17 protein-coding genes are annotated in these 23593 nt (G+C 68.2%); 12 read left to right on the top strand and 5 right to left on the bottom strand.

Features of this window, described 5'->3' with window-relative positions; translation table 11 throughout:
* Positions 1–94 precede the first annotated feature (94 nt).
* The 6 genes from BLU09_RS29710 to BLU09_RS29735 all read left to right on the top strand — a co-directional run bounded on the left by BLU09_RS29710 (position 95) and on the right by BLU09_RS29735 (position 8548).
* Positions 95–520 carry a hypothetical protein gene (locus BLU09_RS29710; protein ID WP_244172121.1) on the top strand — a complete coding sequence of 142 codons (426 nt, stop codon included), beginning with the start codon at positions 95–97 and terminating at the stop codon, positions 518–520.
* Positions 521–675: 155 nt separating this feature from the next.
* Positions 676–2109 (top strand): TolC family protein, encoded by a 1434-nt coding sequence (locus BLU09_RS29715; RefSeq protein ID WP_244172122.1) that lies wholly within the window; start codon positions 676–678, stop codon positions 2107–2109.
* The gene (locus tag BLU09_RS29720) at positions 2106–5249 is read left to right on the top strand and encodes an efflux RND transporter permease subunit (protein WP_090493413.1); all 3144 of its coding nucleotides are present in this window, start codon (positions 2106–2108) and stop codon (positions 5247–5249) included. Before BLU09_RS29715 ends, BLU09_RS29720 begins: the two co-directional genes overlap by 4 nt.
* Position 5250: 1 nt before the next feature.
* Entirely contained in the window at positions 5251–6354 is a 1104-nt protein-coding gene (locus BLU09_RS29725; RefSeq protein ID WP_090493600.1) for an efflux RND transporter periplasmic adaptor subunit, read from the top strand.
* Between the two features lie 374 nt (positions 6355–6728).
* Positions 6729–7013: a hypothetical protein gene (locus tag BLU09_RS29730; RefSeq protein ID WP_090493414.1), complete on the top strand. Its 285-nt coding sequence runs from the start codon at positions 6729–6731 to the stop codon at positions 7011–7013.
* A 143-nt stretch (positions 7014–7156) separates the two neighbouring features.
* On the top strand, positions 7157–8548 hold the full coding sequence (locus tag BLU09_RS29735) for an ammonium transporter (RefSeq protein ID WP_090493415.1): 1392 nt from the start codon (positions 7157–7159) through the stop codon (positions 8546–8548).
* Between the two features lie 75 nt (positions 8549–8623).
* On the opposite strand, the gene BLU09_RS29740 is transcribed toward BLU09_RS29735, so the two are convergent.
* Positions 8624–9307, bottom strand: coding sequence for a GNAT family N-acetyltransferase (locus tag BLU09_RS29740; RefSeq protein WP_090493417.1), 684 nt, complete (start codon positions 9305–9307; stop codon positions 8624–8626).
* A 162-nt stretch (positions 9308–9469) separates the two neighbouring features.
* On the opposite strand from BLU09_RS29740, the gene BLU09_RS29745 reads away from it, so the two are divergent.
* The 6 genes from BLU09_RS29745 to BLU09_RS29770 all read left to right on the top strand — a co-directional run bounded on the left by BLU09_RS29745 (position 9470) and on the right by BLU09_RS29770 (position 18050).
* Positions 9470–11527 (top strand): serine/threonine protein kinase, encoded by a 2058-nt coding sequence (locus BLU09_RS29745; protein ID WP_090493601.1) that lies wholly within the window; start codon positions 9470–9472, stop codon positions 11525–11527.
* 61 nt (positions 11528–11588) lie between these two features.
* Positions 11589–12392, top strand: coding sequence for a hypothetical protein (locus BLU09_RS29750; protein ID WP_244172123.1), 804 nt, complete (start codon positions 11589–11591; stop codon positions 12390–12392).
* A 14-nt stretch (positions 12393–12406) separates the two neighbouring features.
* Entirely contained in the window at positions 12407–13231 is an 825-nt protein-coding gene (locus BLU09_RS29755) for a hypothetical protein (RefSeq protein ID WP_090493421.1), read from the top strand.
* A 313-nt stretch (positions 13232–13544) separates the two neighbouring features.
* Positions 13545–14960: an L-serine ammonia-lyase gene (locus tag BLU09_RS29760; RefSeq protein ID WP_090493423.1), complete on the top strand. Its 1416-nt coding sequence runs from the start codon at positions 13545–13547 to the stop codon at positions 14958–14960.
* A gap of 123 nt (positions 14961–15083) precedes the next feature.
* The gene (locus BLU09_RS29765) at positions 15084–15743 is read left to right on the top strand and encodes an SRPBCC family protein (RefSeq protein ID WP_090493425.1); all 660 of its coding nucleotides are present in this window, start codon (positions 15084–15086) and stop codon (positions 15741–15743) included.
* 156 nt (positions 15744–15899) lie between these two features.
* On the top strand, positions 15900–18050 hold the full coding sequence (locus BLU09_RS29770; RefSeq protein WP_090493426.1) for a catalase: 2151 nt from the start codon (positions 15900–15902) through the stop codon (positions 18048–18050).
* A 1-nt stretch (position 18051) separates the two neighbouring features.
* Here the strand turns inward: BLU09_RS29770 and BLU09_RS29775 are convergent, their stop codons facing one another.
* From BLU09_RS29775 to BLU09_RS29790, 4 genes are all read right to left on the bottom strand, one after another.
* A complete protein-coding gene (locus tag BLU09_RS29775; protein WP_090493429.1) occupies positions 18052–19041 on the bottom strand; it encodes a hypothetical protein in 990 nt (329 codons plus the stop codon).
* A gap of 93 nt (positions 19042–19134) precedes the next feature.
* The gene (locus tag BLU09_RS29780; protein ID WP_090493431.1) at positions 19135–20847 is read right to left on the bottom strand and encodes a sodium:solute symporter family protein; all 1713 of its coding nucleotides are present in this window, start codon (positions 20845–20847) and stop codon (positions 19135–19137) included.
* Positions 20844–21023: a hypothetical protein gene (locus BLU09_RS29785; RefSeq protein ID WP_011556135.1), complete on the bottom strand. Its 180-nt coding sequence runs from the start codon at positions 21021–21023 to the stop codon at positions 20844–20846. The genes BLU09_RS29780 and BLU09_RS29785 overlap by 4 nt, the downstream gene beginning before the upstream one ends.
* A complete protein-coding gene (locus tag BLU09_RS29790; RefSeq protein ID WP_090493434.1) occupies positions 21020–23503 on the bottom strand; it encodes a PIG-L family deacetylase in 2484 nt (827 codons plus the stop codon). Before BLU09_RS29790 ends, BLU09_RS29785 begins: the two co-directional genes overlap by 4 nt.
* Between the last annotated feature and the right edge of the window lie 90 nt (positions 23504–23593).

A 23593-nucleotide genomic window follows, 5' to 3' on the forward strand; every position in this document is an offset into this window, starting at 1 on the left:
CGGAGCGCGGGCCTCCGCCAAGTCATGAGGCGTTCGGCCGCTCGAGAATCGTGAACTCCGGCCTGGCGGAGCCCCTTCAAAGGGAGACATGACGATGAGAGCCAATCTCTGGGCTGTAGCAGGACTGATGATGCTCGCGGGGGCCTGTACACAGCAGGCCGCGCCCGCCATGAAGGTGACGCCAGCGCCTCCAGCCCTTGAACAGAGTGCGGGGCAGCAAGGCCACCTCACCCTCGTCACGGACCGCAGCCTTGTCTGCATGGTGAACGACCAGCACATGGGCCGGCCGCAGATACCGGTCGAGGTCGGCGGGCGCACGTATTACGGCTGTTGCGAGATGTGCAAGGACCGGCTCGCGAATGACGCGACGTTCCGGACCGCGACGGACCCGGTGAGTCAGCGGCCCGTGGACAAGGCGACGGCCGTCATCGGCATCACGCAGGACAACTCCGCGCTCTACTTCGAGAACGACCAGACCTTCGCCGCCTACTCGCGTCAGGCTGCGGGGGCGTCCCGGTAGGTCTGCCCCCGTCGGGCCCCAACGACTCTCAAGGTGTCACGCTCCACACCTGCCGCGCCTAGGAACACGTCGAGTCAGCCAGTTCGCTCGCACGCATCCGCGGACGGCAGGCTCGGCGCACCTCGTCGCTGTGCGTGAATCATCAAGGAGAGGTCGTGTACGGGTTTGCATTGCTCTCGCGTGGCGCCGCCGCCATTTCAGGCTTCGGCGCCGTGCTCGCCGTTGCCTTGTCTCCGGCCGAAGCCCTGGCTCAAACGCTGACCCTGCGCGAGTCATTGGACACCGCGCTTCACAACTACGGCGACATCCGCGCGACACAGTCTCGTCGCGACGCGGCCGAACATGATGTGTCATACACCCGGAAGACCTATCTCCCCGACGTCGTGCTGTCGGCGCAGCAGACATTCGGCACCGTGAATGCCCTGCATGGGACGCTCTATTCCCCTGGCGGTCCCTCCAATGCATCGACCAGCCTCCCGTTGCCGGAGCAGAACTGGAACGCGGCGTTCGGCGCCTTGTATTCGGTGCTCGTCCACTGGAACGTCTCCACCTTCGGCCGTCTCGACCGGCAGATTGAGCTGTCGGAGAGGACGCACGAACTGAAACAGCGCGAGCTCGAGCTCGCGCGGTTCCAGCACGGGGTTCGCGTCACCCACGCGTACCTCAACCTATCGACCGCGCAGCGCATCACCCACATCCAGAAGCAGAGCGTGGCGCGCTTCGAGGTCGTGCTCGAGTCCGTCCAGAGCCACGCCGAGAACGGATTGGTCCCCGGGGTGGATGTCTCCTTCGCGCGCGCCGAACTCGCCAACGCCAGGTCCCTCCAGCTCAAGGCCTATGACGCCGAACTCCTGGCATCGAAGGAGCTCGCCGTCCTGATGGGCGTTCCGTTTCGCGAGTTCCAGCTCGAGCCGACGTTCCACCAGTCGACGCCCGAGCCCGGCGCGCCAGCGCACGTCGCGCCCGGGCATCCCGTCCTCGGAGTGCACGAAGGGCAGGTTCTCCGCGGCGAGCAGGAAAAGAAAGTGGCCGCGGCCGAGGGCCTGCCCACGCTCTTCGCCTTCGGCATGTTGCAGGGGCGCGGCTCGGGCTTTCGCTCCAGCTACGCGCAGGACCCGGGCGCGTTCTCGAGCGGGTACCTCGGCGGGGTTGGCATCGATCGGGGCAACACCCTTGTCGGGTTGGGATTGAGCTGGAACCTCGCCTCCGTGCTGCGCAGCTTCTCCAGCGAGGCAGCGCGGGACGCGCGCACCCGCGCGCTCCGCCAGGAGCAGGAGCTGGCCACCCAGGAGCTGGTTGCCCAGGCGCGCTTCGCCGAGCACAAGTTCACCCTGGCGCGAGAGGTGAGCCACCACGCCGTGCTGCAACGGGACGCCGCCGAAGAAGGGTTCCGGCAGAGCAAGGCCCGCTACGACAGTGGGCTCGGGACGATTGTCGAGCTCACCCAGGCGACCTTCTCCGCGACCCGGGGCGAGGTCGACCTCGAGCTCGCCCAGAACGGCATCTGGCAAGCCCTTCTCCTCAAGTCGGCCGCGACCGGTGACCTCAACGAATTCTTGCAGCAGGTCCGTGGAGTGAAGAAGCAATGAGCATCCTGAAGGTCTCCTTACGAAGGCCCATCACCGTCCTCGTGCTGGTCGTCGCCATGGTCTTCTTTGGTGTGCGTGCGGCCGGAGACATCAAGGTCGACGTCCTGCCGGAGATGAACCTCCCTGTCGTGTACATCGCGCACACCTTCAACGGGTATACGCCGGCACAGATGGAGGGGTATTTCACGAAGATGTACGTGAACATGATGCTGTTCACGAACGGCATCAAGAACATCGAGACGAAGAACTCCCAGGGCCTGACCCTGATGAAGCTTTCGTTCTACGAAGGCACCGACATGGGGCAAGCGGTCGCGGAGATCAACGCGCTCTCGAATCGCTCCCAGGTGTTCCTGCCTCCCGGCGCGCCTCCCCCCTTCATCATCCGCTTCGATGCTTCGTCGCAGCCAGTAGGACAACTGGTGTTCCGCAGCGAGAGCAAGACCAACAACCAGCTCCAGGACATCGCCAACTTCACCGCACGGCCGTTCCTCATCTCCATCCCCGGCCTCACGACGGCGCCCCCGTTCGGCGGCAGCCCGCGCACGATTGAAATCAACATCGAGCCGGAGAAGCTGCGCGTGCACAACCTCACGCCCGAACAGGTCGTGGAGGCCATCGCTCGCCAGAACGTGACGGCTCCCTCCGGGAACGTCCACATCGGCGACGTGACCTACATCACCCCGACCAACAGCACCCTTCGCGCCGTGGAGGACTTCGGGAACATCCCGCTCCTCAAGGGCTCGGTGGCGAACGTCTACGTCCGGGATGTCGCGACCGTGAAGGACGGAGCCGACATCGCCACCGGCTACGCCCTGGTGAACGGCAAGCGCTCCGTCTATCTCAACGTCGCCAAGGCGGGGAATGCCTCGACGGTGCACGTGGTGCAGCAGCTCAAGGAGTCCATCCCCCGAATCCAGAGCAACCTGCCCGACGACGTGCACATCTCCTACGAGTTCGACCAGTCCGTCTACGTGGTGGGGGCCCTCAAGGGGCTGATTGCAGAGGGCGTGCTCGGCGCAGTGCTGACGGGGCTGATGGTCCTGCTGTTCCTGCGTGACATGCGCTCCGCGCTCATCGTCATCGTCACGATTCCCATCGCCATCATCTCCGGCGTGCTGTTCCTCAAGCTGTTTGGCCAGACCATCAACATCATGACCCTGGCCGGCCTGGCGCTCGCAGTTGGCATCCTGGTGGACGAGAGCACGGTGACCATCGAGAACATCCATCAGCACCTCCAGCGCGGCAAGGCGGTGGCGGTGGCGGTGTGGGACGCGTGCCTGGAGATCGCCTTCTCGAAGCTGCTCATCCTGCTGTGCATCCTCGCTGTCTTCGCGCCCGCCCTCACGATGGGCGGAATCCCCGGGGCGCTCTTCCGGCCGCTCGCGCTGGCCATCGGGTGCTCGATGGTCGTCTCCTTCCTGCTCTCGCAGTCACTGGTGCCGGTGCTGGCGAACTGGCTGCTCAAGCAGCACGGTCCGCCCTCGGGCGGCGAGGGCGCCAGCACCTCCCCTGGGCGCGTGCGCCGCGTGATTGAACGCATGCTGCCGCACAGGAAGTGGCTCGTCTCGGCAGGCGTGGGAGGCCTCATCGTCCTGGCGGTGGTCTCGCTCCAGCGCATTGGCAAGGACGTGCTGCCGAGAGTCGACTCCAGCCAGCTCCAGCTGCGGCTCCGCGCGGCGGAGGGAACCCGAATCGAGAAGACCGAGCAGGTCGTCCACCAGGCCATGGGCCTCGTCGAAGAAGTCGTGGGCGCCGGGAAGGTCCGAATCTCCTCGGCCTACGTGGGCCAGCACCCCTCATCGTTCGCCATCAGCCCCATCTATCTCTACAACGCGGGCCCCCACGAGGCGCTCCTCCAGGTCGCCTTCGAGGGCGGCGTCGGCGACATCGACGCGTTGAAGGACCGCATCCGGCAGCGCGTGCGCGAGGTGATGCCAGATGTCCAGGTCGCGTTCGAGCCTGTGGAAATCACGGAGAAGATTCTCGGTCAGGGCGCGCTGTATCCCATCGAGGTCCGGTTCTCCGGGATGAAGAAGAAGGTCAACGAGAAGTACGTGGGGATGCTGCTCGAGAAGCTCCGGGGCATCCCCTATCTGCGAGACCAGCAGGTGCAGCAGTCGCTGCGCTACCCGGCCCTGAACGTGGAGGTGGACCGGATTCGCGCGGCCCAGCTGGGCATCGACATGCAGGACGTCACGCGCTCCCTGACCGCGTCCACGTCGTCCTCGCGCTACACGTCCAAGAACATGTGGGTCGAGGGCATGATGGGCATCGCCTACGACGTGCAGGTCCAGACGCCCGCGAGCGAGCTGAACAGCGAGCAGGACCTGGCGCAGGTGCCGCTGTTGAAGAACGCGAGCCGCCCCGTCCTCGGGGACGTGGCGACCATCACCCCTGGCATCGCGTACGGGGAGACGCACAACCTGGGGACCATGGCGTTCGCCTCGGTGACCGCGAATGTCCACGGCAAGGACCTGGCGCAGGCCCGGCGCGACGTGCAGGCGGCGATTGCATCCATGGGCGAGCTGCCCAAGGGCGTCAACGTGCAGTTGGCGGGACTCTCCGTCGTCCTCGACGACACCATGCGCAGCCTCGCAAACGGGCTGGTGGTCGCGGTCCTGGTCGTCTTCCTGCTGCTCGCGGCCAGCTTCCAGTCGTTCCGGTTGGCCACCGTGGTCCTGACGGCGGTGCCGGCCGTCGTGCTGGGCGCGGTCATCTCCCTGCGACTCACCGGCTCCACGCTCAACCTCCAGTCCTACATGGGCATCATCATGGCCGTCGGTGTCTCCATCGCCAACGGCGTGTTGCTGGTGGCCAGCTCCGAGCAGCGCCGGAAGGCGGGCGCGAACGCGCCCCTCGCCGCGCTCGAAGGCGTATCGCTGCGCGTGCGCCCCATCTTGATGACGACGCTGGCAATGCTCGCGGGAATGCTGCCCATGGCCATCGGGCATGGGGAGGGCGGCGACCAGATGGCCCCCCTGGCGCGAGCAGTGATTGGCGGCCTGAGCGCGTCGACGCTGATGGTGCTGTTCGGCCTGCCGCTCGCGTTCGCCTGGGCGCAGGACGCGGTCCCTACGACGTCCCGGTCTCTTGACCCTACCGATGTGGAGAGTGAACACCATGCCCTGGAAGCTGCCTGAAATGCGTACACGAGCGAACCGCTGGTGCATCCTGCTGACCCTCGGTGGGTTGGCGAGTGTGAGCGGCTGCCGGACCGCGGAGCCCTCCATGGAGGCCACCGTGCCCACCGCGCGCACAGCCACGGAGACCTTCCGGGTCGAGGCATCCCGGCTGGCGTCGAACCTGCGACTGCCGGCCGAGCTGGTCGCGGACCAGACGGTGGACGTGTACGCGAAGGTCAACAGCTACGTGAAGCACCTCCGAGTGGATATCGGCGACGTCGTCAAGAAGGGCGACCTGCTGGTGACGCTCGAAGCGCCGGAGATTGAAGCGCAGCTCGCATCCGCCAGGGCGCGATGGGCCGCGATGGAGGCGCTCCATGTCGCGTCGAAGGCAAGCTACGAGCGCACCGTGCGGACCAGCGCGACCGAGGGCGCCGTGGCCCACGACGCGCTCGACCAGGCGCGGGCGAAGGAGCAGGCGGATGCCGCGCAGGTGGTCGCCGCCAAGGCGCACTACGACGAGCTGCTGGCCATGCGGAGCTACCTGGTGATGCGGGCACCATTCGATGGCGTCGTGACGGAACGGAACGTGGAGCTCGGGACCTACGTGGGCCCCTCGGGCCGGGGCTCGCACAAGCCGATGCTGGTGGTGCGGACCGTCCAGAAGCTCCGGCTCCACGTGTCGATTCCAGAGGCGTACAGCCCCTATGTCCAGGTGGGTGAGGCAGTGAAGTTCACCATACGCTCGCTCCCGGGGCGCGAGTTCTCCGCGCGCATCACCCGGAGGGCGGGGGCACTCGACGCGGCACTCCGCGCGGAGCGAATCGAGGCGGACGTCGACAATCCGGACGGGGCGCTCTTGCCCTTGATGGTCGCCGACGCGAGCATTGCGCTCTCCTCGCAGGGCCCCACCGTCATGGTTCCCCGGACGGCGCTGGTGGAGAGCGGAATGGGCACCTACGTCCTGCGGGTGCAGGATGGCGCGGCGAAGCGCGTGCCTATCTCGCGCGGCATGCGTGCCGGCGAGAAGGTCGAGGTGTTCGGCGCGATTGAGACTGGAGACGTGCTCGTGCTGAAGGCGTCGGAGGAGATGAAGGACGGAATGGCCGTTGCCGGTGGCTGAGCTCCGCTCAGGAGGCGACGGCGAAGGCCCAGGACCGAGGACGGAGGGGTTGCCCTGCCCCCGTTCTTCGGACCACGCATGACGGGAGTCCTGCGGCGCTGCCTTCGTGCGCCGCACCATCGTTGGCGGATGGCGCTCTTCCGGGGAGTTCAAGCGCGGCGCGACCGACGTGGACGCCACCGACGTTTCCGACCTGCCCACGCCCACCCGCTGAGGCGTGGTGGTTTGTACGTAGGCAAAGCACCTGTCTGTCCGCGCGACTGTCAGGGATGCGTCGTATGACGTGGCCTGCCGTCACGCGCGAGGCATGGACAAGCACCAACTCCGTGCTCCAGTGTGCGCGGCACCAACGCTCCTGACTCAGGGAAGAAGGCATGAAGACGAAGCTCGCCGCGGTGATACTGGTTGCATCCCTGCTCGCGTCGTCCGCCGCGTGGGCCGCGGTGACGGTGCGCTACTACAACCGCGATTCGCGCGACCACTCGTGGTCCGTGGTGTGTAGCGGCGTGAAGACGTCGGTGACGTTCGGCAAGAGCCAGACGGCCTCCGTCACCATCCAGGGCTCCGGGCCCTGCGCCGTGAAGACGGACGCGGGAACCGTGGTCCTCAAGGGCGGTGAAGACCTGGAAATCAAGGACGGGCGCATCCAGATGAAGTGAGCCCCCGCCCGCCAGGCAGCCTCAACTTAGAATAAATCTGGACCGTTTTAACATACCTGGGCGCCAAATAAGCCCAGGCCGGATTGAATCTAGCGCGAACTCGCCGCATCCTGCATTGCGTCAGTCTTCCGGGTGGAGGCGCAATGAAGAAGTGGATGGCGATGGCCCTTCTCGTGGGTGTGGGTGTGGCGGGGTTGCTGGTCGAACCGGCGGCGCAGTTGAAGCAAGGGGGGCCCATCAACACCGCGGACACGGCGTGGATCCTCACAGCCACTGCGTTGGTGCTGCTGATGACGCCGGGCCTGTCCTTCTTCTACGGCGGCATGGTGCGACTGAAGAACGTGGTGTCCACGCTGCTGCAGAGCTTCATCGCCATGGCGGTCATCAGCCTGATCTGGGTGGTGGTGGGCTTCAGCCTGTGCTTCGGCGACAGCTTCCACGGGCTCATCGGCGACCCGCGAACCTTCTTCATGTTCAGCGGCGTGGGCGGTGAGACGCACCCGGACCTGGCGCCCACCATCCCCTTGATGCTGTTCGCGCTGTTCCAGCTCAAGTTCGCCATCATCACCCCGGCGCTCATCACCGGCGCGTTCGCGGAGCGCGTGCGCTTCAAGGCATACGTGCTCTTCATGGTGCTCTTCACGCTCGTCATCTACGCGCCGCTGGCGCACTGGACGTGGCACCCGGAGGGCTTCCTCCGTCAGTGGGGCGTGCTCGACTTCGCGGGCGGCACGGTGGTGCACATGTCCGCGGGCTTCGCGGCGCTGGCTGGCGCGCTGGTGCTGGGCCGCCGCAAGGTGCACGTGGAGAACACGACGCACGCGCCCGCCAACATCCCCTTCGTGATGCTGGGCACGGGCATGCTGTGGTTCGGCTGGTTCGGCTTCAACGCGGGCTCGGCGATGTCGGCCTCGTCGCTGGCCACGCTGGCCTTCGCCACCACCAACACGGCGTCCGCGGCGGCGATGCTGGGATGGATTGCCTTCGACTGGCTGCGCGGCCGCAAGCCCAGCGCCATGGGCGCGTGCATCGGCGCGGTGGTGGGCCTGGTGGCGGTGACGCCCGCGGCCGGCTTCATCACCGTGGGGCAGAGCATCTTCGTGGGTCTGGTCGCCAGCTTCGTGAGCAACGCGGCGGTGCACTTCAAGAACCGCACCTCCGTTGACGACACGCTGGACGTCTTCCCCTGCCACGGCCTGGGCGGCGTGGTGGGCATGGTGCTGACGGGCGTGCTGGCCAAGGACGTGGGCCTCATCCACGGTGAGACGCGCACCTTCATGATGCACCTGCTGGCGCTGGTGCTGGTGTCGGTGTTCTCCTTCGCCGGCGCGTTCCTGCTCTACAAGTTGGTGGACCGCATCGTCCCGCTGCGCGTCACCCGCGAGCATGAGGAAGAAGGCCTGGACCTGAGCCAGCACGGCGAGACGGTGGGCGAGTCCATCATCGCGCCCGCGCCGCAGCCCACATTCACCGCGACGACGGCGGTCGCCCCCGAGCCGGCGCCGGACGCCTCCCGCCTGCCTCAGCCCGCCTGAACGACACCGAAGTCCTGTGCCGCGTGCCGCCGCTCGGAATCCCGGGCGGCGGCCTCGTGCGAAGCCTGAGCAGCCTCAGCTGCTCTTCTTCCTCGCCGCGGGCGCGCGCCCCTTGCGTGCCGCCGCCCGGGTGGGCGCGGTTTCCGGCATGGGGCCCGTCGAGGGAGTCCCCGTCTCCGCGGTGGGCTTCTGCCGGCGCTTCAACCGGCGCGGCGGCAGCAGGTCCGGTTCGCCGGGCACCTTCTGCGCCATGAAGATGGCGGCATCCAGCTTGTAGAAGCTCCGCGTCCGGTACCACGTCAGGGCGGACTCGTTGTTCTCCGCCACCTCCAGGACCAGGTGCGTGCAGCCCCGCGTCCGGGCCAGGTGCTGGAGCTGATCCAACATGAAGCTGCCCACGCCCCGCCCCTGGTAGTCCGGGTGCACCGCCAGCTCCTCCACGAAGAGCGGCCGCATGCCCCGCTTCTCGAACCAGCGGGGGTTCACCCAGTTGTCGTCCCCGGTGGCCTCGAAGGCGCACTCCGAGTAACCGACGATGCTACCGTCCACCTCATAGAGGAGCTGTTCGATCCACTCCGAGGTGTAGACCTCCAGGAATCGCCGCTTGGAGCGAGGCCGCTGGTACTCCACCGTCTCCCGGTTCACGTCCCGGAAGACGAGCTTGAGGAACTCCCAGGTCCGGTTCAGGTCCCGCCTGTGGATGCGGCGCACTCGGACTTCGAGTGAGTCCGGGGGTTTGGGAGTCTTGGCCTTCGGCATACGCCCGCCTCCTTAGCAGGCTGCCGGTGGGACGCACAGTCTCGTCGCGTGCCACGACCCGGCTGGGTGTCCTGCGACATCAGGAGGGTTGCCTCATGGGGGGGTGGGAGGATGGAATGGGCGAAGTTTCCCCGGAATGCCCTGCCTGAGAGTCCCAGCCCCATGACCCTACCCGCTGACGGTGACCTCCGAATTGATGAGGTCCTGCGGAATACGTACAGGATTGTCTCCCTACTGGGACGGGGAGGAATGGGCTCGGTGTACCTGGCCCAACACCTGCGGCTTCCCGGCAAGCAGGTGGCGGTCAAGGTGCTGCGTGGCGGTGACCACCTGACGCCCGAAATCTTCGCGCGCTTCCGCCGGGAGGCGGAGATTGCCTCGCGGCTGGGCCACCCCAACATCGTCGAGGTGCTCGACTACGACACCCTGGAGAACGGCAACCCCTTCCTGGTGCTGGAGTACCTGCGCGGTGAGAGCCTCCAGGAGCGCCTGGCGCGCGGGCGCCTACCCATGGAGGACGTGGTCTCCTTCACCCGGCAGATGGGCTCGGCCCTCCAGGCGGCGCACGGCGCGGGCGTCATCCACCGCGACCTGAAGCCAGCCAACGTGTTCCTGGTGCCCACCGACTCCGGTGGCGTGGTGGGCGAGCGCGTGAAGCTGCTCGACTTCGGCATCTCCAAGGTCCTCAGCTCCACGACGGTGCAGACGCAGGAGGCGACCATCATCGGGACGCCTCAGTACATGTCACCGGAGCAGGCCCAGGGGAAGAACCGGGACATCGACGCGCGCACGGACGTCTTCGCGCTGGGGTGCATCGTCTACGAGATGATGGCCGGCAAGCCCGTGTTCGGCTCAGGCAGCCTCGCCCAGATGATCTTCCGCGTCGTCTATGAGCCTCCCGAGCCCCTGGCCCCGCTCTGTCCCGAGGCCACGCCGGAGGCCATCTCCGCGGTGATGCGCGCGCTCGCCAAGGGCGTGGACGAGCGCTACCCGGACGTCTCCTCCTTCATCGAGGACCTGACGGGCACGCCGCTGCACTCGCTGTCCACCACGGCGGGCAACCAGCCCGCCCCGCGTCCCCAGGCCCCGGCGTCTGGAATCGCGCTGCCCTCCACGGGCCCGGCCTCACTCTCCGCCACCGCCCCGCCCGGAAGCCTGAAGGTGGCACCGGACACGGGCCGCGAGGGCTTGGATTCCACGATGGCGCCCGGCACCGGCTCGCAGGGCTTCAGTGCATCCGCCACGGGGCAGATGGGCGTGGTGCAGGCGCAGGGCTTCAGTCCATCCGCCACGGGGCAGATGGGCGTGGCGCAGTTGTCCGCCGCATCGCTCATCGACCCGCCTGGCCTGGAGCCCACGCTCATCTCGAAGCAGGTTCCGGCCATTCCCGTGCCGGAACGCCCCGCTCAGCACCATACGGCCGTGAGTGTTCCCGTGCCCATCCCGGGCGCCGCCGAGGCCCATGCCGCCGCGGCGCAGTTGTCCGCCCCGTCCATGCCCGTCTCACCGCCCCCCGCGGCAAAGGGGCGCGGTGCATTCATCGGCGCCACCGCGGCGGTCCTGCTGGCCTCCAGCGTGGGACTCGTCTGGTGGATGAAGGGTGGCACCTCCGGCACGGGCTCGCCCACGACGCCCGTGGCGGACGCCCGCGCGCCCCAGGACGCGCGGCAAGCCAACGGTGCTCAGCAGGCCAACGGCACGCAGCAGCCCAACGATGCGCAGCAGCCCAACGATGCGCAGCAGCCCAACGATGCGCAGCAGCCCAACGATGCGCAGCAGCCCAACGGCCAGCAGGCAGACGGCACGCAGCAGGCAGACGGCACGCAGCAGGCAGACGGCACTGAACAGGCAAACGGCACGCAGACTCCGCCGGACACAGAGAACGCGCAGCAGGTGGTGGTGGCCACTGTCACCCCGCCCGACAAGCCGACCTCTCGCCCGGTGACGCGTCCCGAGCCCAAGGAAGAACTTCCCGAGCAGGTCCGCAAGCTGCTGAAGGAAGGAGAAAGCGCGTTGGCCTCGGGTGACGCCAGCCGCGCCATCGCGCTGGCACGCAGCAGCCAGCGCACGAAGCGCTCCATGGCGGCGTATTCGCTGCTCACCCGCGCCTACTGCCAGCAGAAGGACCTGGGCGGTGCGGTCAGCGAGTGGCCCAAGGTCGCGTCAGCGGAGCGTGCCAAGGTCAAGAAGTTCTGCCAGAAGCACGACATCGAGCTCTGAAACAGCGGGCCATCCGGGTTGGGGGGCCCTCATGCAACACGAGGTGATTCGCTTGAGAAACATGGTCGCAGTGATTGTCACGGCAGTCGCGCTGGGGGCGTCGCAGGCCCTGGCCGCCGCGCCGGTGGAAGCTGGCAAGGTGTACTCCGGTACAGAGGGCGAAGAGGTGGCCGTGGTGCCGCTCACGCCCCGTTCCGACAAGAAGTTCATCCTGCGCGTGAAGGGCACGGGCTCGGAGTTCGACGGCCTGGTGTTCCCCTACGAGCAGAACGACTGGAGCACCCGCAGCACTGAGCAGTTCAACTACAGCACCCAGTGGCACGGCCGGAAGTACACGGCCCTGCACGTACGCGACACGAAGTACGAGCTCTACGTGCCCGGCCGCCAGCGCCCCATCCGCCTGGCCTATGACGAGAAGAAGACCGCCGCGCTGAAGCCGGAGGAGGTCTACGCGCAGCACCAGAAGCAGATGAAGGACGGCACCCTGGCGAAGCTGATGGCCTTCGACCGCAAGGGAGAGGAGTCCGGCCACAACAAGGAACTCGCCGCCACCCTCCAGGAGATGAACAACGCGTGTGGCACGTCCGTGGCCGCCCGCATCGACTGGAGCAGCATCAACGAGGACCAGCTCAAGGAGCTGAGCATCTCCAGCTTCTGTGGCACCCCGCTGACCAGCCTCAAGGAGCTGTGTACCGCGTCCGCCATCGCGAAGCAGACCATCCAGGAGAAGGTGAAGCAGGTCAGCTGCCGCTTCGGCTCCGCGCTGGAGCCCAAGATTGAGGCGGACCGCGTCATCTGGACGACCTCCCGCGATGCCCCCAATCAGGACAAGTTCGCCACCAAGTACTTCAAGCAGAACCTGTAGTCGGAGCCTTCACGATGCGATTCCAGCGTTTCGCCCTCGCGGCGATGTCTTTCGCGTGTACCGCCGCCATGGCGGCCGAGCCCATCCAGCCCCCCTGGGGCAAGGAGTCCAACCTCGGCGAGAAGATGATGTTGGAGGCCACGTCGGTGTGCACCGACGGCAAGGGCCACTTCGTGGCACTCACGCCCGATGACGAGGACACCAACGCCGTCCTCTACTACGGCGATGAGAAGCAGCTCGTCCAGGTGCCCCGCCCCGGCCCCTACACGTCGGCCACCTCCTTCCTGGACCCGCGCTTCTTCAACAAGGGCGCGAACCCCAACTTCCGCGGCATCGACTGGCGGGTGATGTCGAGCGTGGAGATTGACCGCAAGGAGCGCACCTGCTCCCTGACCTGCGGTGAGAAGAAGATTCCCCTCACCATGCTGGACGGTGAGCCGGCCGCGGAGCTGCTGCGCAAGGCCACCTTCCAGCCCAACCCGCAGAAGTTCGTGCCCTACGCGCTGCTGCGTGACACCAAGGGCGCCTACTACTTCGTGGACCGTGGCTTCCACGAGGCGGAGAAGAAGAACTACCGCGTCTTCATCGGGCCGCGCGGCAACCTGAAGGCCCAGAAGATGACCAACGTCATCTCCGACTCCGAAGGCGAAATCTTCTCCACCAAGCGCGGTGACCTCCGCCTGCTGCTCGACAAGGCGAAGCCCGCCATGTGGATTGAAAACACCAAGCGCCGCCTGGAGCTGCGCCAGGTGCCCGTGGAGGAGAACCTGCCGCTCATCTACAACGAGCTCGGTGTGTACGAAGGTGCCCGCCTGGGCACACCCTGCGACGACCAGTAGCCGTCCGTCAGCACGAGGGCCGGGAGCCGGCGTCCCACGGACGTCTTCCCGGCCCTTCGTGTCTTTGGCGTCAGCGGCTCCCGCGGCGCGCCGTCGCTCGAGCCCGCCACTGCGACGCAGCGGGCCAGAGACCGGCCAGACAACGCACCGCGTCTAGCGCATCACACGCGCACGACACGGAGGACGCTCGCCTGGAGTGCGACCCGCCCGCGCTCGTTGGACTTCCAATGACGTTCATCCGTCCACGCGGTGACATGCGCTTCGGCGGAGGGACACTGGGACGGAACTGGAAACGTGGCATGTTGCGCTCGCCATGGCCGTCAGCGTCTTCGACCTCTTCAAGATTGGAATTGGACCCTCCAGCTCGCACACCGTCGGGCCCATGCGAGCGGCGCGCATGTTCGCCCGGAAGCTGGCGGACACGGGCGTGCTGGAGCGGCTCACCCGGCTCAAGGTGGAGCTGTTCGGCTCACTGGGCGCGACGGGCAAGGGCCACGGCAGCGACAAGGCCGTGGTACTGGGCCTGATGGGCGAGACACCGGAGGCCGTGGACGTGGAGGCCGTGCCCGCCATCATTTCCCGCTGGCGCGCGGAAGGCCGCGTGGCGTTGCTCGGTCAGCGCGAGGTGACGTTCCGAGACGGCGAGCACCTGGTCATGCACCGCCGCCGCTCGCTGCCCTTCCATCCCAACGGCATGCGCTTCACCGCCTCCGGCGCGGACGGCGCGGAGCTGGCGTCGGCCGCCTACTACTCCGTGGGTGGCGGCTTTATCGTCGACGAGTCCGCCGCCGCGGCGGGCAAGGACCCGCTGAGCAAGGACACCACGCCGCTGCCCTTCCCCTTCCAGTCCGCCGCGGAGCTGCTGGCCCACTGCGAGCGCGAGCGCATGAGCTTCAGCTCGCTCATGCTCGCCAACGAGAAGACCTGGCGCGACGAGGCGGAGATTCGCGCCGGGCTGCTGCGCGTCTGGGACGTGATGCAGGCCTGCGTGCGCCGCGGCTGCACCAGCGGCGGCATCCTCCCCGGCGGCCTCAAGGTGGAGCGCCGCGCCGCGGGCATGTACCAGAAGCTCATCAGCCGTCCCGAGGCCGGCCTCACCAACCCGCTCACCGTGCTGGACTGGGTGAACCTCTACGCCCTGGCCGTCAACGAGGAGAACGCGGCGGGAGGCCGCGTCGTCACCGCGCCCACCAACGGCGCCGCGGGCATCATCCCCGCCGTCCTGCACTACTACTGGCGCTTCGTGCCCGGCGCGAACGAAGACGGCGTGGTGCGCTTCCTGCTCACCGCCGGCGCCATTGGCGTGCTCTACAAGGAGAACGCCTCCATCAGCGGCGCGGAGGTGGGCTGCCAGGGTGAAGTCGGCAGCGCCTGCTCCATGGCCGCGGGGGCGCTCACGGAGGTCATGGGGGGCACGCCGCTCCAGGTGGAGAACGCGGCGGAGATCGCCATGGAGCACAACCTGGGCCTCACCTGCGACCCCATTGGCGGACTGGTGCAGGTGCCGTGCATCGAGCGCAACGCCATGGCCTCCGTGAAGGCCATCAACGCCACGCGCATGGCCCTCCACGGCGACGGGCGCCACTTCGTCAGCCTGGACAAGGTCATCCGGACGATGCGCGACACCGGCCGCGACATGAAGGACAAGTACAAGGAGACGGCGCGAGGGGGGCTGGCCGCCAACGTGCTGGAGGTGGCCAACCTGAGCGTGGGCCTTCCGGAATGCTGAGCCGCAACCAATCTCCGTCGTAGTCGTTGTGCTGTGCGTGGGTTGCGTGGGGCGCCGGACACGCTTTAAGACGCGCGCCAGGAGCGCGGCCATCCCAGGCCGCCTCCTGAGGACCCGCTCCCCATGCTCAAGAAGATTCTCGTCGGCCTCGCCGCCGCCATCCTGCTGCTCGTCGGCTTCGTCGTCACCCGCCCCGACACGTTCACCTATCAGCGCACCGCGGTGCTCCCCGTGTCCGCGGACATCGCCTTCGCGCTGGTGAATGACTTCCGCCGCTGGACGGATTGGTCCCCCTGGGACGGTCTGGACCCGCAGCAGCAGCGCACCTACTCCGGCCCGGAGTCAGGCACGGGCGCGGGCTACGCGTGGGTGGGTAACGACCAGGTCGGTGAGGGCCGGATGACCATCACCGACAGCAAGGCCAACGAGCAGGTCACCATCAAGCTGGAGTTCATCAAGCCCTTCGCCGCCACCAACACCTCCACCTTCGCCTTCAGCGCCGCCGAGGGCGGCACCCAGGTCGTCTGGGCCATGTCCGGCGAGAACAACTTCATGAGCAAGGCGATGAGCCTGCTCATGGACATGGAGGCCATGATTGGGAAGGACTTCGAGAAGGGCCTAGCGACCATGAAGGACGTCGCCGTGGCCGACGCGAAGAAGCGCGCGGAGGCCGAGGCCGCGCGCGTCGCGGAGGAGAAGGCTCGCGCGGAGGCCGAGGCCGCCGCGGCTGCTGCTCCGGCCGGGGAAGGTGCTCCCGCCGTGGCCGCGCCCGCCGTGCCGTGATGCACGCCTGACGCCACGAGGTCCGAGCGCGCGGTGGTGGACACTGCCACGCGCGCGAGTGCCGACTCGCCGACGTCCCCCCAAGCCTCATGGCCTCAGGGTGGACGCGGCCAGCGTAGACGGCGCCTTCACCTCTCTCGTTGGCGACAGGCTCCCATGAAATTGCGCAAGCCCTCGGCGAAGACCCGGCCCACCACGCTCAAGAGCGAAAGCCTCGAACCCCACCGGATGCATGCGGTGGGGAAGGTCCTCACCACGGACCAGGGCATTCCCATCTCGGACACGGACAACTCGCTGAAGGCCGGCATCCGCGGCCCCACGCTCCTGGAGGACTTCCACTTCCGGGAGAAGATGATGCGCTTCGACCACGAGCGCATCCCGGAGCGCGCCGTCCACGCGCGTGGCGCGGGCGCCCACGGTTACTTCCAGGTCTACAAGTCGCTGGAGAAGTACACCCAGGCCCGCTTCCTCACCGACCCGTCCCTGCGCACGCCGGTGTTCGTGCGCTTCTCCACCGTGGGCGGCTCACGTGGCTCGGCGGACACCGTGCGTGACGTGCGCGGCTTCGCCACCAAGTTCTATACGGAGGAAGGCAACTTCGACCTGGTGGGCAACAACATGCCCGTCTTCTTCATCCAGGACGGCATCAAGTTCCCGGACTTCGTCCACGCGGTCAAACCCGAGCCGCACAACGAAATCCCCCAGGCGTCCTCGGCGCATGACTCGCTCTGGGACTTCGTCTCGCTCGTCCCCGAGACGACGCACATGATCATGTGGCTGATGTCGGACCGCGCCATTCCGCGCAGCTTCCGGATGATGGAGGGCTTCGGCGTCCACACCTTCCGGCTGGTCAACGCGGCCGGCAAGGCGAACCTGGTCAAGTTCCACTGGAAGCCGCTGCTGGGCAACCACGCGCTCGTGTGGGACGAGGCCCAGAAGCTGTCTGGCAAGGACCCGGACTTCCACCGCCGCGACCTCTGGGAGTCCATCGAGCGCGGTGACTTCCCCGAGTACGAGCTGGGGCTGCAAATCATCCCCGAAGGCGACGAGCTCAAGTACGGCTTCGACCTGCTGGACGCCACCAAGCTGCTCCCCGAGGAGCTGGTGCCGGTGCAGCGCGTGGGCAAGCTGACGCTCAACCGCAACCCGGACAACTTCTTCGCGGAGACGGAGCAGGTGGCCTTCTGCGTGGCCAACATCGTCCCCGGCATCGACTTCACCAATGACCCGCTGATGCAGGCGCGGCTCTTCTCGTACCTGGACACGCAGCTCACGCGGCTGGGCGGGCCCAACTTCGCGGAGCTGCCCATCAACAAGCCGGTGTGCCCCGTCACCAACCACCAGCAGGACGGCTTCGGGCGACAGACCATCCCCACGTCGCGCGCCAACTACCACCCCAACTCCCTGGGCGGCGGCTGCCCGGTGCTGGCGAACCCCGCGAGCGCTTTCCGCCACACCCAGGAGCGCGTGGAGGGCCACACGATTCGCGCGCGCAGCGGCAGCTTCAGCGACCACTTCAGCCAGGCCACCCTCTTCTACAAGAGCCTGTCGAAGCCGGAGCAGGAGCACCTCGTGGCCGCGCTCGAGTTCGAGGTCGGCAAGGTGGAGCGCGCGGAGATTCGCGAGCGCGTGGTGAACCAGATTCTGGTGAACGTGGACCCGGAGCTGGCCGTGCGCGTGGCGCGCGCCGTGGGCGTCACGCCGCCGAAGGCGACCAGGCCCCCCAAGCCGTCCAAGGCCGCGGCCAAGAAGGCGGCGCCCTCGGTGGAAGTGTCCCCGGCGCTGAGCATGGAGAACTCGCCGCATGACTCCATCCGGACGCGGAAGATCGCGGCCCTGGTATCGGACGGGTTCGCCGGCAAGGAGCTGGACGGCGTGCGCAAGGTGCTGGAGGAGCGCGGCGCGACGCTGGAGCTGGTGGGCCCCACGCTGAGCCCGGTGACGAGCCAGGAAGGCCGGGAGGAGCGGCCCCTGCGGACCTTCTCCACGGCGTCCTCCGTCATGTACGACGCCGTCTACGTGCCCGGTGGAGAGAAGAGCGTCGCGGCCCTGCGGCGCGCGCCGCTGGCGGTGGACTTCGTGCGCGAGGCCTACGTGCACTGCAAGGCGCTGGCGCTCTCCGCGGACGCCAACACCTTGCTGGACGCCGCGGGCGTGCGCGACCTGGAGGCGCCGCCGAGCAAGGGCCTGGACGCCACGCGCGGCGTCGTCCGCAGCGCGAAGGTGGAGACGAAGGGCCTCGGCCAGCTCTTCGCCGAGTCCATCGCCCGCCGCCACTGGGAGCGTGAGGCCCCGCCCCCGGCGTAGCTCAGCCGCCTGAGCCCATCCGCCCCGCGAGCAGGCCCAGCACGAAGGCCAGCACGGCCAGCAGTCCCGCCCAGACGGGCGGGACGCCCTTCGCGGAGGCGGAAGGGCTCGCGACGCGCACCGCGCCCGCTTCCTCGGGGACGATGACGCGGACCTTGATGACGGCCTGGGTGAGCACGGCCTCGACGTCGGTGAGGAAGCGCTCGTACTCCTCGGCCTGCATCTCCAGCGGCTCGCCGTGGTGAAGCTCGTACCGCTTCGCAACCGCCTCGAAGTTGCGGAGCTGGGCCTCGCGCTTGGACACATCCACCCAGCCACACGTCAGCGAGGTCCCCGCGCCCTTGCGAGGCACCAGGGAGATGGCTTGCCGCGCCAGCTTCCCGCCTGCGGTGCTGGGCCCTTCCGGCTCGTCGATGCGCAGCACTCGGTGAGGACCGCGGCCATACATCTTCGTCGACAGCGCGTCGCGGAGCTGCTCGGCCAGCAGCGCCGAGTGGTTCGCGAACATCGTCCGCAGCGCGGGAGCCTCTTCCGCGGCCACCACCTTCGCGCCCAGGGGCTCCAACGGACTCAGCCGCACCACGCCCACGCTGGCGGGGGACGCACTGGCCTTGGGCGGGCTGGCGCGCTTCTCCGGGCCTCCGCGCGGCCTGGGAGGTTTCGGAGGCATGACAGGCGCTGGAGGCTCGGTCCGCGCGCTTCTGGCGGCGCTGCGTGAGCGCCCCGCCCAGGCGGGCCTCGCGTCCGGGACGGGCCCCATCCGCGTCTCCAGCGCGGGAGGCTCCAAGGGGGGCAGGTCCTCATCGTGGGAGAAGGACTCCACGGGGCCCATGCGCGTTTCCTCGAAGCGGGGCTCCACGGGCCCCATGCGCGTCTCCTCGGGGCGCGTGAAGAGCGGAATGTCCCGCGTCGCGTCCTCGTCCTCTTCCGGGGCGATGCGTGGCTCCTCGGAACGCCCCGGGCGACCGGGCCGCCTCTTCCCGTCAGACATGTCCGTCCCTCTCCCGGGCGAGCATACTTCAAGGCCGGGCCGGCGCCCCTTCACGGACGCCTCCCGGCCTTCACCGCCCTGGACGCCGCGGACTCAGGCCCCCGGCGCCGGGGCTGGCGTCTCGCCGCTCGGCAGGACGGCCTGCATCACCAGGCTCAGCGCCACCACCAGCGCACAGCCGATGACGTTGAACCAGAGGTAGCCCACGTCGGAGAGGAAGAAGAGGGCAATCACCGCCGCCTGGGAGATGACGGCCGCCGCGAACACGGCATGGCCGCGCACGCGCTTCACGAAGAAGGCCACCAGGAAGATGCCCAGCACCGTGCCGTAGAAGATGGAGCCCAGGATGTTCACCGCCTGGATGAGGTTGTCCAAGAGCGACGCGAACGTCGCGAAGCCCACCGCGACGACGCCCCAGAACACGGTGAACAGCTTCGACGCCACCAGCACGTGCCGGTCGGAAGCGTTGCGCTGGAAGACCCGCCGGTAGAAGTCCACCGTCGTCGTCGTGCCCAGGGCCGTCAGCTCGCTGGCGATGGAGCTCATGGCCGCGGACAGGATGACGGCGATGAGCAGGCCGAACAGGCCGCTGGGCAGCCAGCGCTTCACGAAGGAGATGAAGATGTAGTCGGAGTCCTTCGTCTCCGCGCCCGGCAGCGCGCGGGCCACCAGGTCCTTGGCCTCCTTTCGGACGGCGCTCGCCTCCTGCGCGCGGCCCTGCAGCAGCGCCCGCGACGCATCCCCGGCCGCCACGTCGCCTGAATCGACGGCCGACAGGTAGCGCTCCACTTCCGCGCGCTTGCCGGACTGGACCTGCTCCCACTTCGACTCCAGCGCGGCGTACTCAGCCGCCTGCTCTGTGCCCTGCACACGGGTGCGCAGCGCCTCGTTGAAGAGCAGCGGCGGCGTGTTGAACTGGTAGAAGGCGAAGACGAGAATCCCGACGAAGAGGATGAGGAACTGCATCGGGATTTTCAGCACGCCATTGAAGAGCAGCCCCAGCCGGCTCTCGGAGATGGAGCGGCCGGAGAGATAGCGGCCCACTTGCGACTGGTCCGTGCCGAAGTACGACAGGGACAGGAACAGTCCTCCGGTGATGCCGGACCAGAAGTTGTAGCGGTCCTGCATGTCGAAGTCGAAGCTGACCACGTTCATCCGGCCGAAGGCACCCGCGACGTCCACCGCCTTGCCGAACGACACGTGCTCCGGCAGCCGCCAGATGATGACGATGGCGGCCACCACCATGCCGCCCATCATCACCACCATCTGCTGCTTCTGCGTCTGGCTCACCGCCTTGGCCCCACCCGTCACCGTGTAGAGGATGACCACCGCGCCCATGACGATGACGGTGGGCTCCAGCGGCCAGCCGAGGATGGCGGAGAGGATGATGGCGGGCGCGTAGATGGTGATGCCGGCCGCGAGTCCCCGCTGGATGAGGAAGAGGAACGCGCCCAACAGCCGCGTCTTCAGGTCGAAGCGTGACTCCAGGTACTCATAGGCCGTGATGACATTCAGCCGGTAGTAGATGGGCACGAAGACGGCGCTGATGATGATCATCGCGATCGGCAGTCCGAAGTAGAACTGCACGAAGCGCATCCCGTCCTCGTAGGCCTGTCCGGGGACGGAGAGGAACGTGATGGCGCTGGCCTGCGTGGCCATCACCGCCAGGCCGATGGTGGGCCACTTCAACTCACGGCCGCCGCGCAGGTACTCGTCGCTGGTGGCCGTCCCTCGGGACTTCCAGAGGCCCCACGCCACGATGAACGCGATGGTGCCACCGAGCACCAACCAGTCGAGCCCCGTCACGAATACACCTCCGTGAGCACCCAACCCAGGGCGAGGAACAGGACGAAGGTGCCCAGCACCAGGATGTAGATGTTGCGCCACGAGCCCAGCAGCGGCGGCGCGTCATCGAGCTCGGGCCGGGGCGCGGGGACCTCGGCGGAAGGCTCACTCGGATTCAGATGGGGGGCAGTGCTCATTGAGAAAGGATGTTGGCCAACAGGCGGTAGGCGCCGGGAACGCCGGCGGGAAGCTGACGGAAGAAAGCGAGGCCCGTGTAGACGAACGTGCCCTTGCCATGGCGGGCGACCAGCAGCGCGCCCTGGAGCGGCGCCTCGCCGGCATCGTGCATGGCGAACACGGGCTGGTAGCGAGCGTCCCACGACGACGCGAAGTAGAGGCCGCGCTCCTGCACCCAGCCCTCGAAGTCCGCGGCCGTCAGCGCATTGGGCGCGCGCAGCAGCGGCTCATCGGCGCGGAGCGGCGTCATCACCGCCGTCTCATCCGTCACCCGGTCGCGGCCAATCTCCAGCGGATAGGGCCCGACGAAGGACGTGAGCGGCCCCACGCGGCTGTTGGTGTTGTACTGCACCACCAGCCGCCCGCCGCCTTCCACGTACTGGAGCAGCCGCTCCCGGTGGACGGTCAGGTGCGTGTTGGCGTTGAAGGCGCGCACGCCCACGAGGATGGCGTCGAAGCGCTCCAGCTTCTCCTGGGCCAGCCGCTCCTCGGGGAGCAGCGTTACCTCGTAACCCACCGCGCGCAGGCTCTCCGCGACGCGGTCGCCCGGACCGGGGATGTAGCCGATGCGCTTGCCCTTCGTGGCCAGGGAGAGCGGCACCACCGTGGCCGTGGAGGGCTGGCGCACCGTCAGCGGCGGGATGTGGGGATAGGACACGGAGCGGGCACGCCAGGACCAGGCGCGGTCCCCCACGTCGACATCCACGAAGAGGTCACCCTTCCGCGCCGAGCCCTGGGGCGGCGTCACCTGGAAGGTGACGGTGCGCTCGTCTCCGCGCGCCGCGAGCTTGAACTCCACCGAGGCGGGCTCCACGCGCCACCCGGGCGGCGCCACCATCCGCACCGTACCCGGCACCTGGTCCATCCCCGCGGCCAGCACCACCGGCACGGCACGGGACGCCCCGTTGGGGAACATGAGCACGTCCTGCGCCAGCGTGGCGGTGACGGGCGGGACGACCTCGAAGTCACGGTAGAGCTCGCCGCGCACCGGGTCCGTCCAGACGTAGACCACCGGACGCACCGCGCGGAAGCGCCGGCCCGCGACCTTGTATTCGAACGCCACCGACAGCGCGGGAACGCCCTCTGGCTGGCCGGTGAGCGCGCGGTCCTCGCCCTCGAGCGTGTAGAGCCCTCCCGTGACAGGCTCGCGGAGCCAGTAGGGCGTGGAGATGGGCGCCGTCGTCGGCAGCGTCACCGTGCGCGACAGCTTCAAGGGCACGTTCGCCCCCAGCGCCTTCCCCACGGCCTCGGGCTTCTCGCCCGGCAGCGTCAACCCCACCCACTCGACGGCGGCGGGCGAGCGGTTCAGCGCCACCACGTCCAACGCCACCGGCAGCCCCGGGATGCCCGTGGGCGCGGCGGCACGCACCTCCAGGAACAGACCCGCGCAGGCGGCGATGAGCGCCTCCGTCTCCCGCAGCTTGGGCGCCTTCCACGGATGGGTGTCCGGCAGCGCGGTCAGCGCCTCGTGGACGCGGACGAGCGAGGGAAGGGAGCGGTGGGGGGCGCGCGCATCGAACGCCTTCGCCGCGGCGGCCACCGCGCGGGACACGGCCTCGGAGCCCTTCCAACGCCTCCAGGAGAAGTCGAGCCCCTCGAACACGTCGCGCTTCGGCAGCGTCCCCGCCAGCGGGGTGAAGTACTCCGTGCTGGGGCCTCGGTCCACGGCCTGACCGAAGCCCTGGCTCTTGTGCTGGCTGCGGCTCTCCGCGGCCACCTCGCCCCACGAACGCCCGAGCAGCGCGTCGTAGCCGCCCACCTCCAGCTTCACGTAGCGGGACAGGTCCTCATCGGGCTTGAACCACCACTGGGAGGCGTTCTGCAGCAGGCGGTCCGCCTTCCATGGCTTCACCTCGGAGAGCTGCTCGGGGAAGCGCTTCGGGTCGGCGGCGGCGATGAAGGCCTCCGCCGCGAGCAGCGCGGAGGCCGTGTGGTGCCCGTGGTTCGGCGGCTCCGTGGTGAAGCGGGTGATGATGACGTCTGGCTGGAAGCGGCGGATGGCGAGCACCACGTCCGCCAGCACCTCTTCATGTCCCCAGATGCGCAGCGCCTCTTCCGCGCTCTTCGAGTAGCCGAAGTCTCGCGCCCGCGTGAAGAACTGCTCCGCGCCGTCCACGCGCCGAGCGGCGAGCAGCTCGTGCGTGCGGATGAGCCCCAGCAGGGCGTCCTGCTCGGTGCCGATGAGGTTCTGCCCACCATCGCCGCGCGTCACGGACAGGTAACCCGCGCGCAGGCCGCGCTCTCCCACCAGCCACGCGAGCAAGCGCGTGTTCTCGTCGTCCGGGTGGGCCGCGACATAGAGGACACTGCCCGTCACACCGAGCCGCTTCAGGCCCGCCGCGATTTCACCCGCATGGAGCTGCCGAGGAGGCTGCGCCACCGCCTTCGACCCGATTCCAAGGCTCATGGCCAGCGTCATTCCGAGGAGCAGGTTCCGCATTCGGGCGGACCCTATAACAAGCCTCTCCCCTGCGCGCGGCTCGCGTTCGCTCCGGGATGACACACGCCGTCACGGCCGCACATGACGTGC

Origin of the sequence: Myxococcus virescens, from assembly GCF_900101905.1 — a bacterium.
In the GTDB taxonomy this organism is placed as follows: Bacteria; Myxococcota; Myxococcia; order Myxococcales; family Myxococcaceae; genus Myxococcus; species Myxococcus virescens.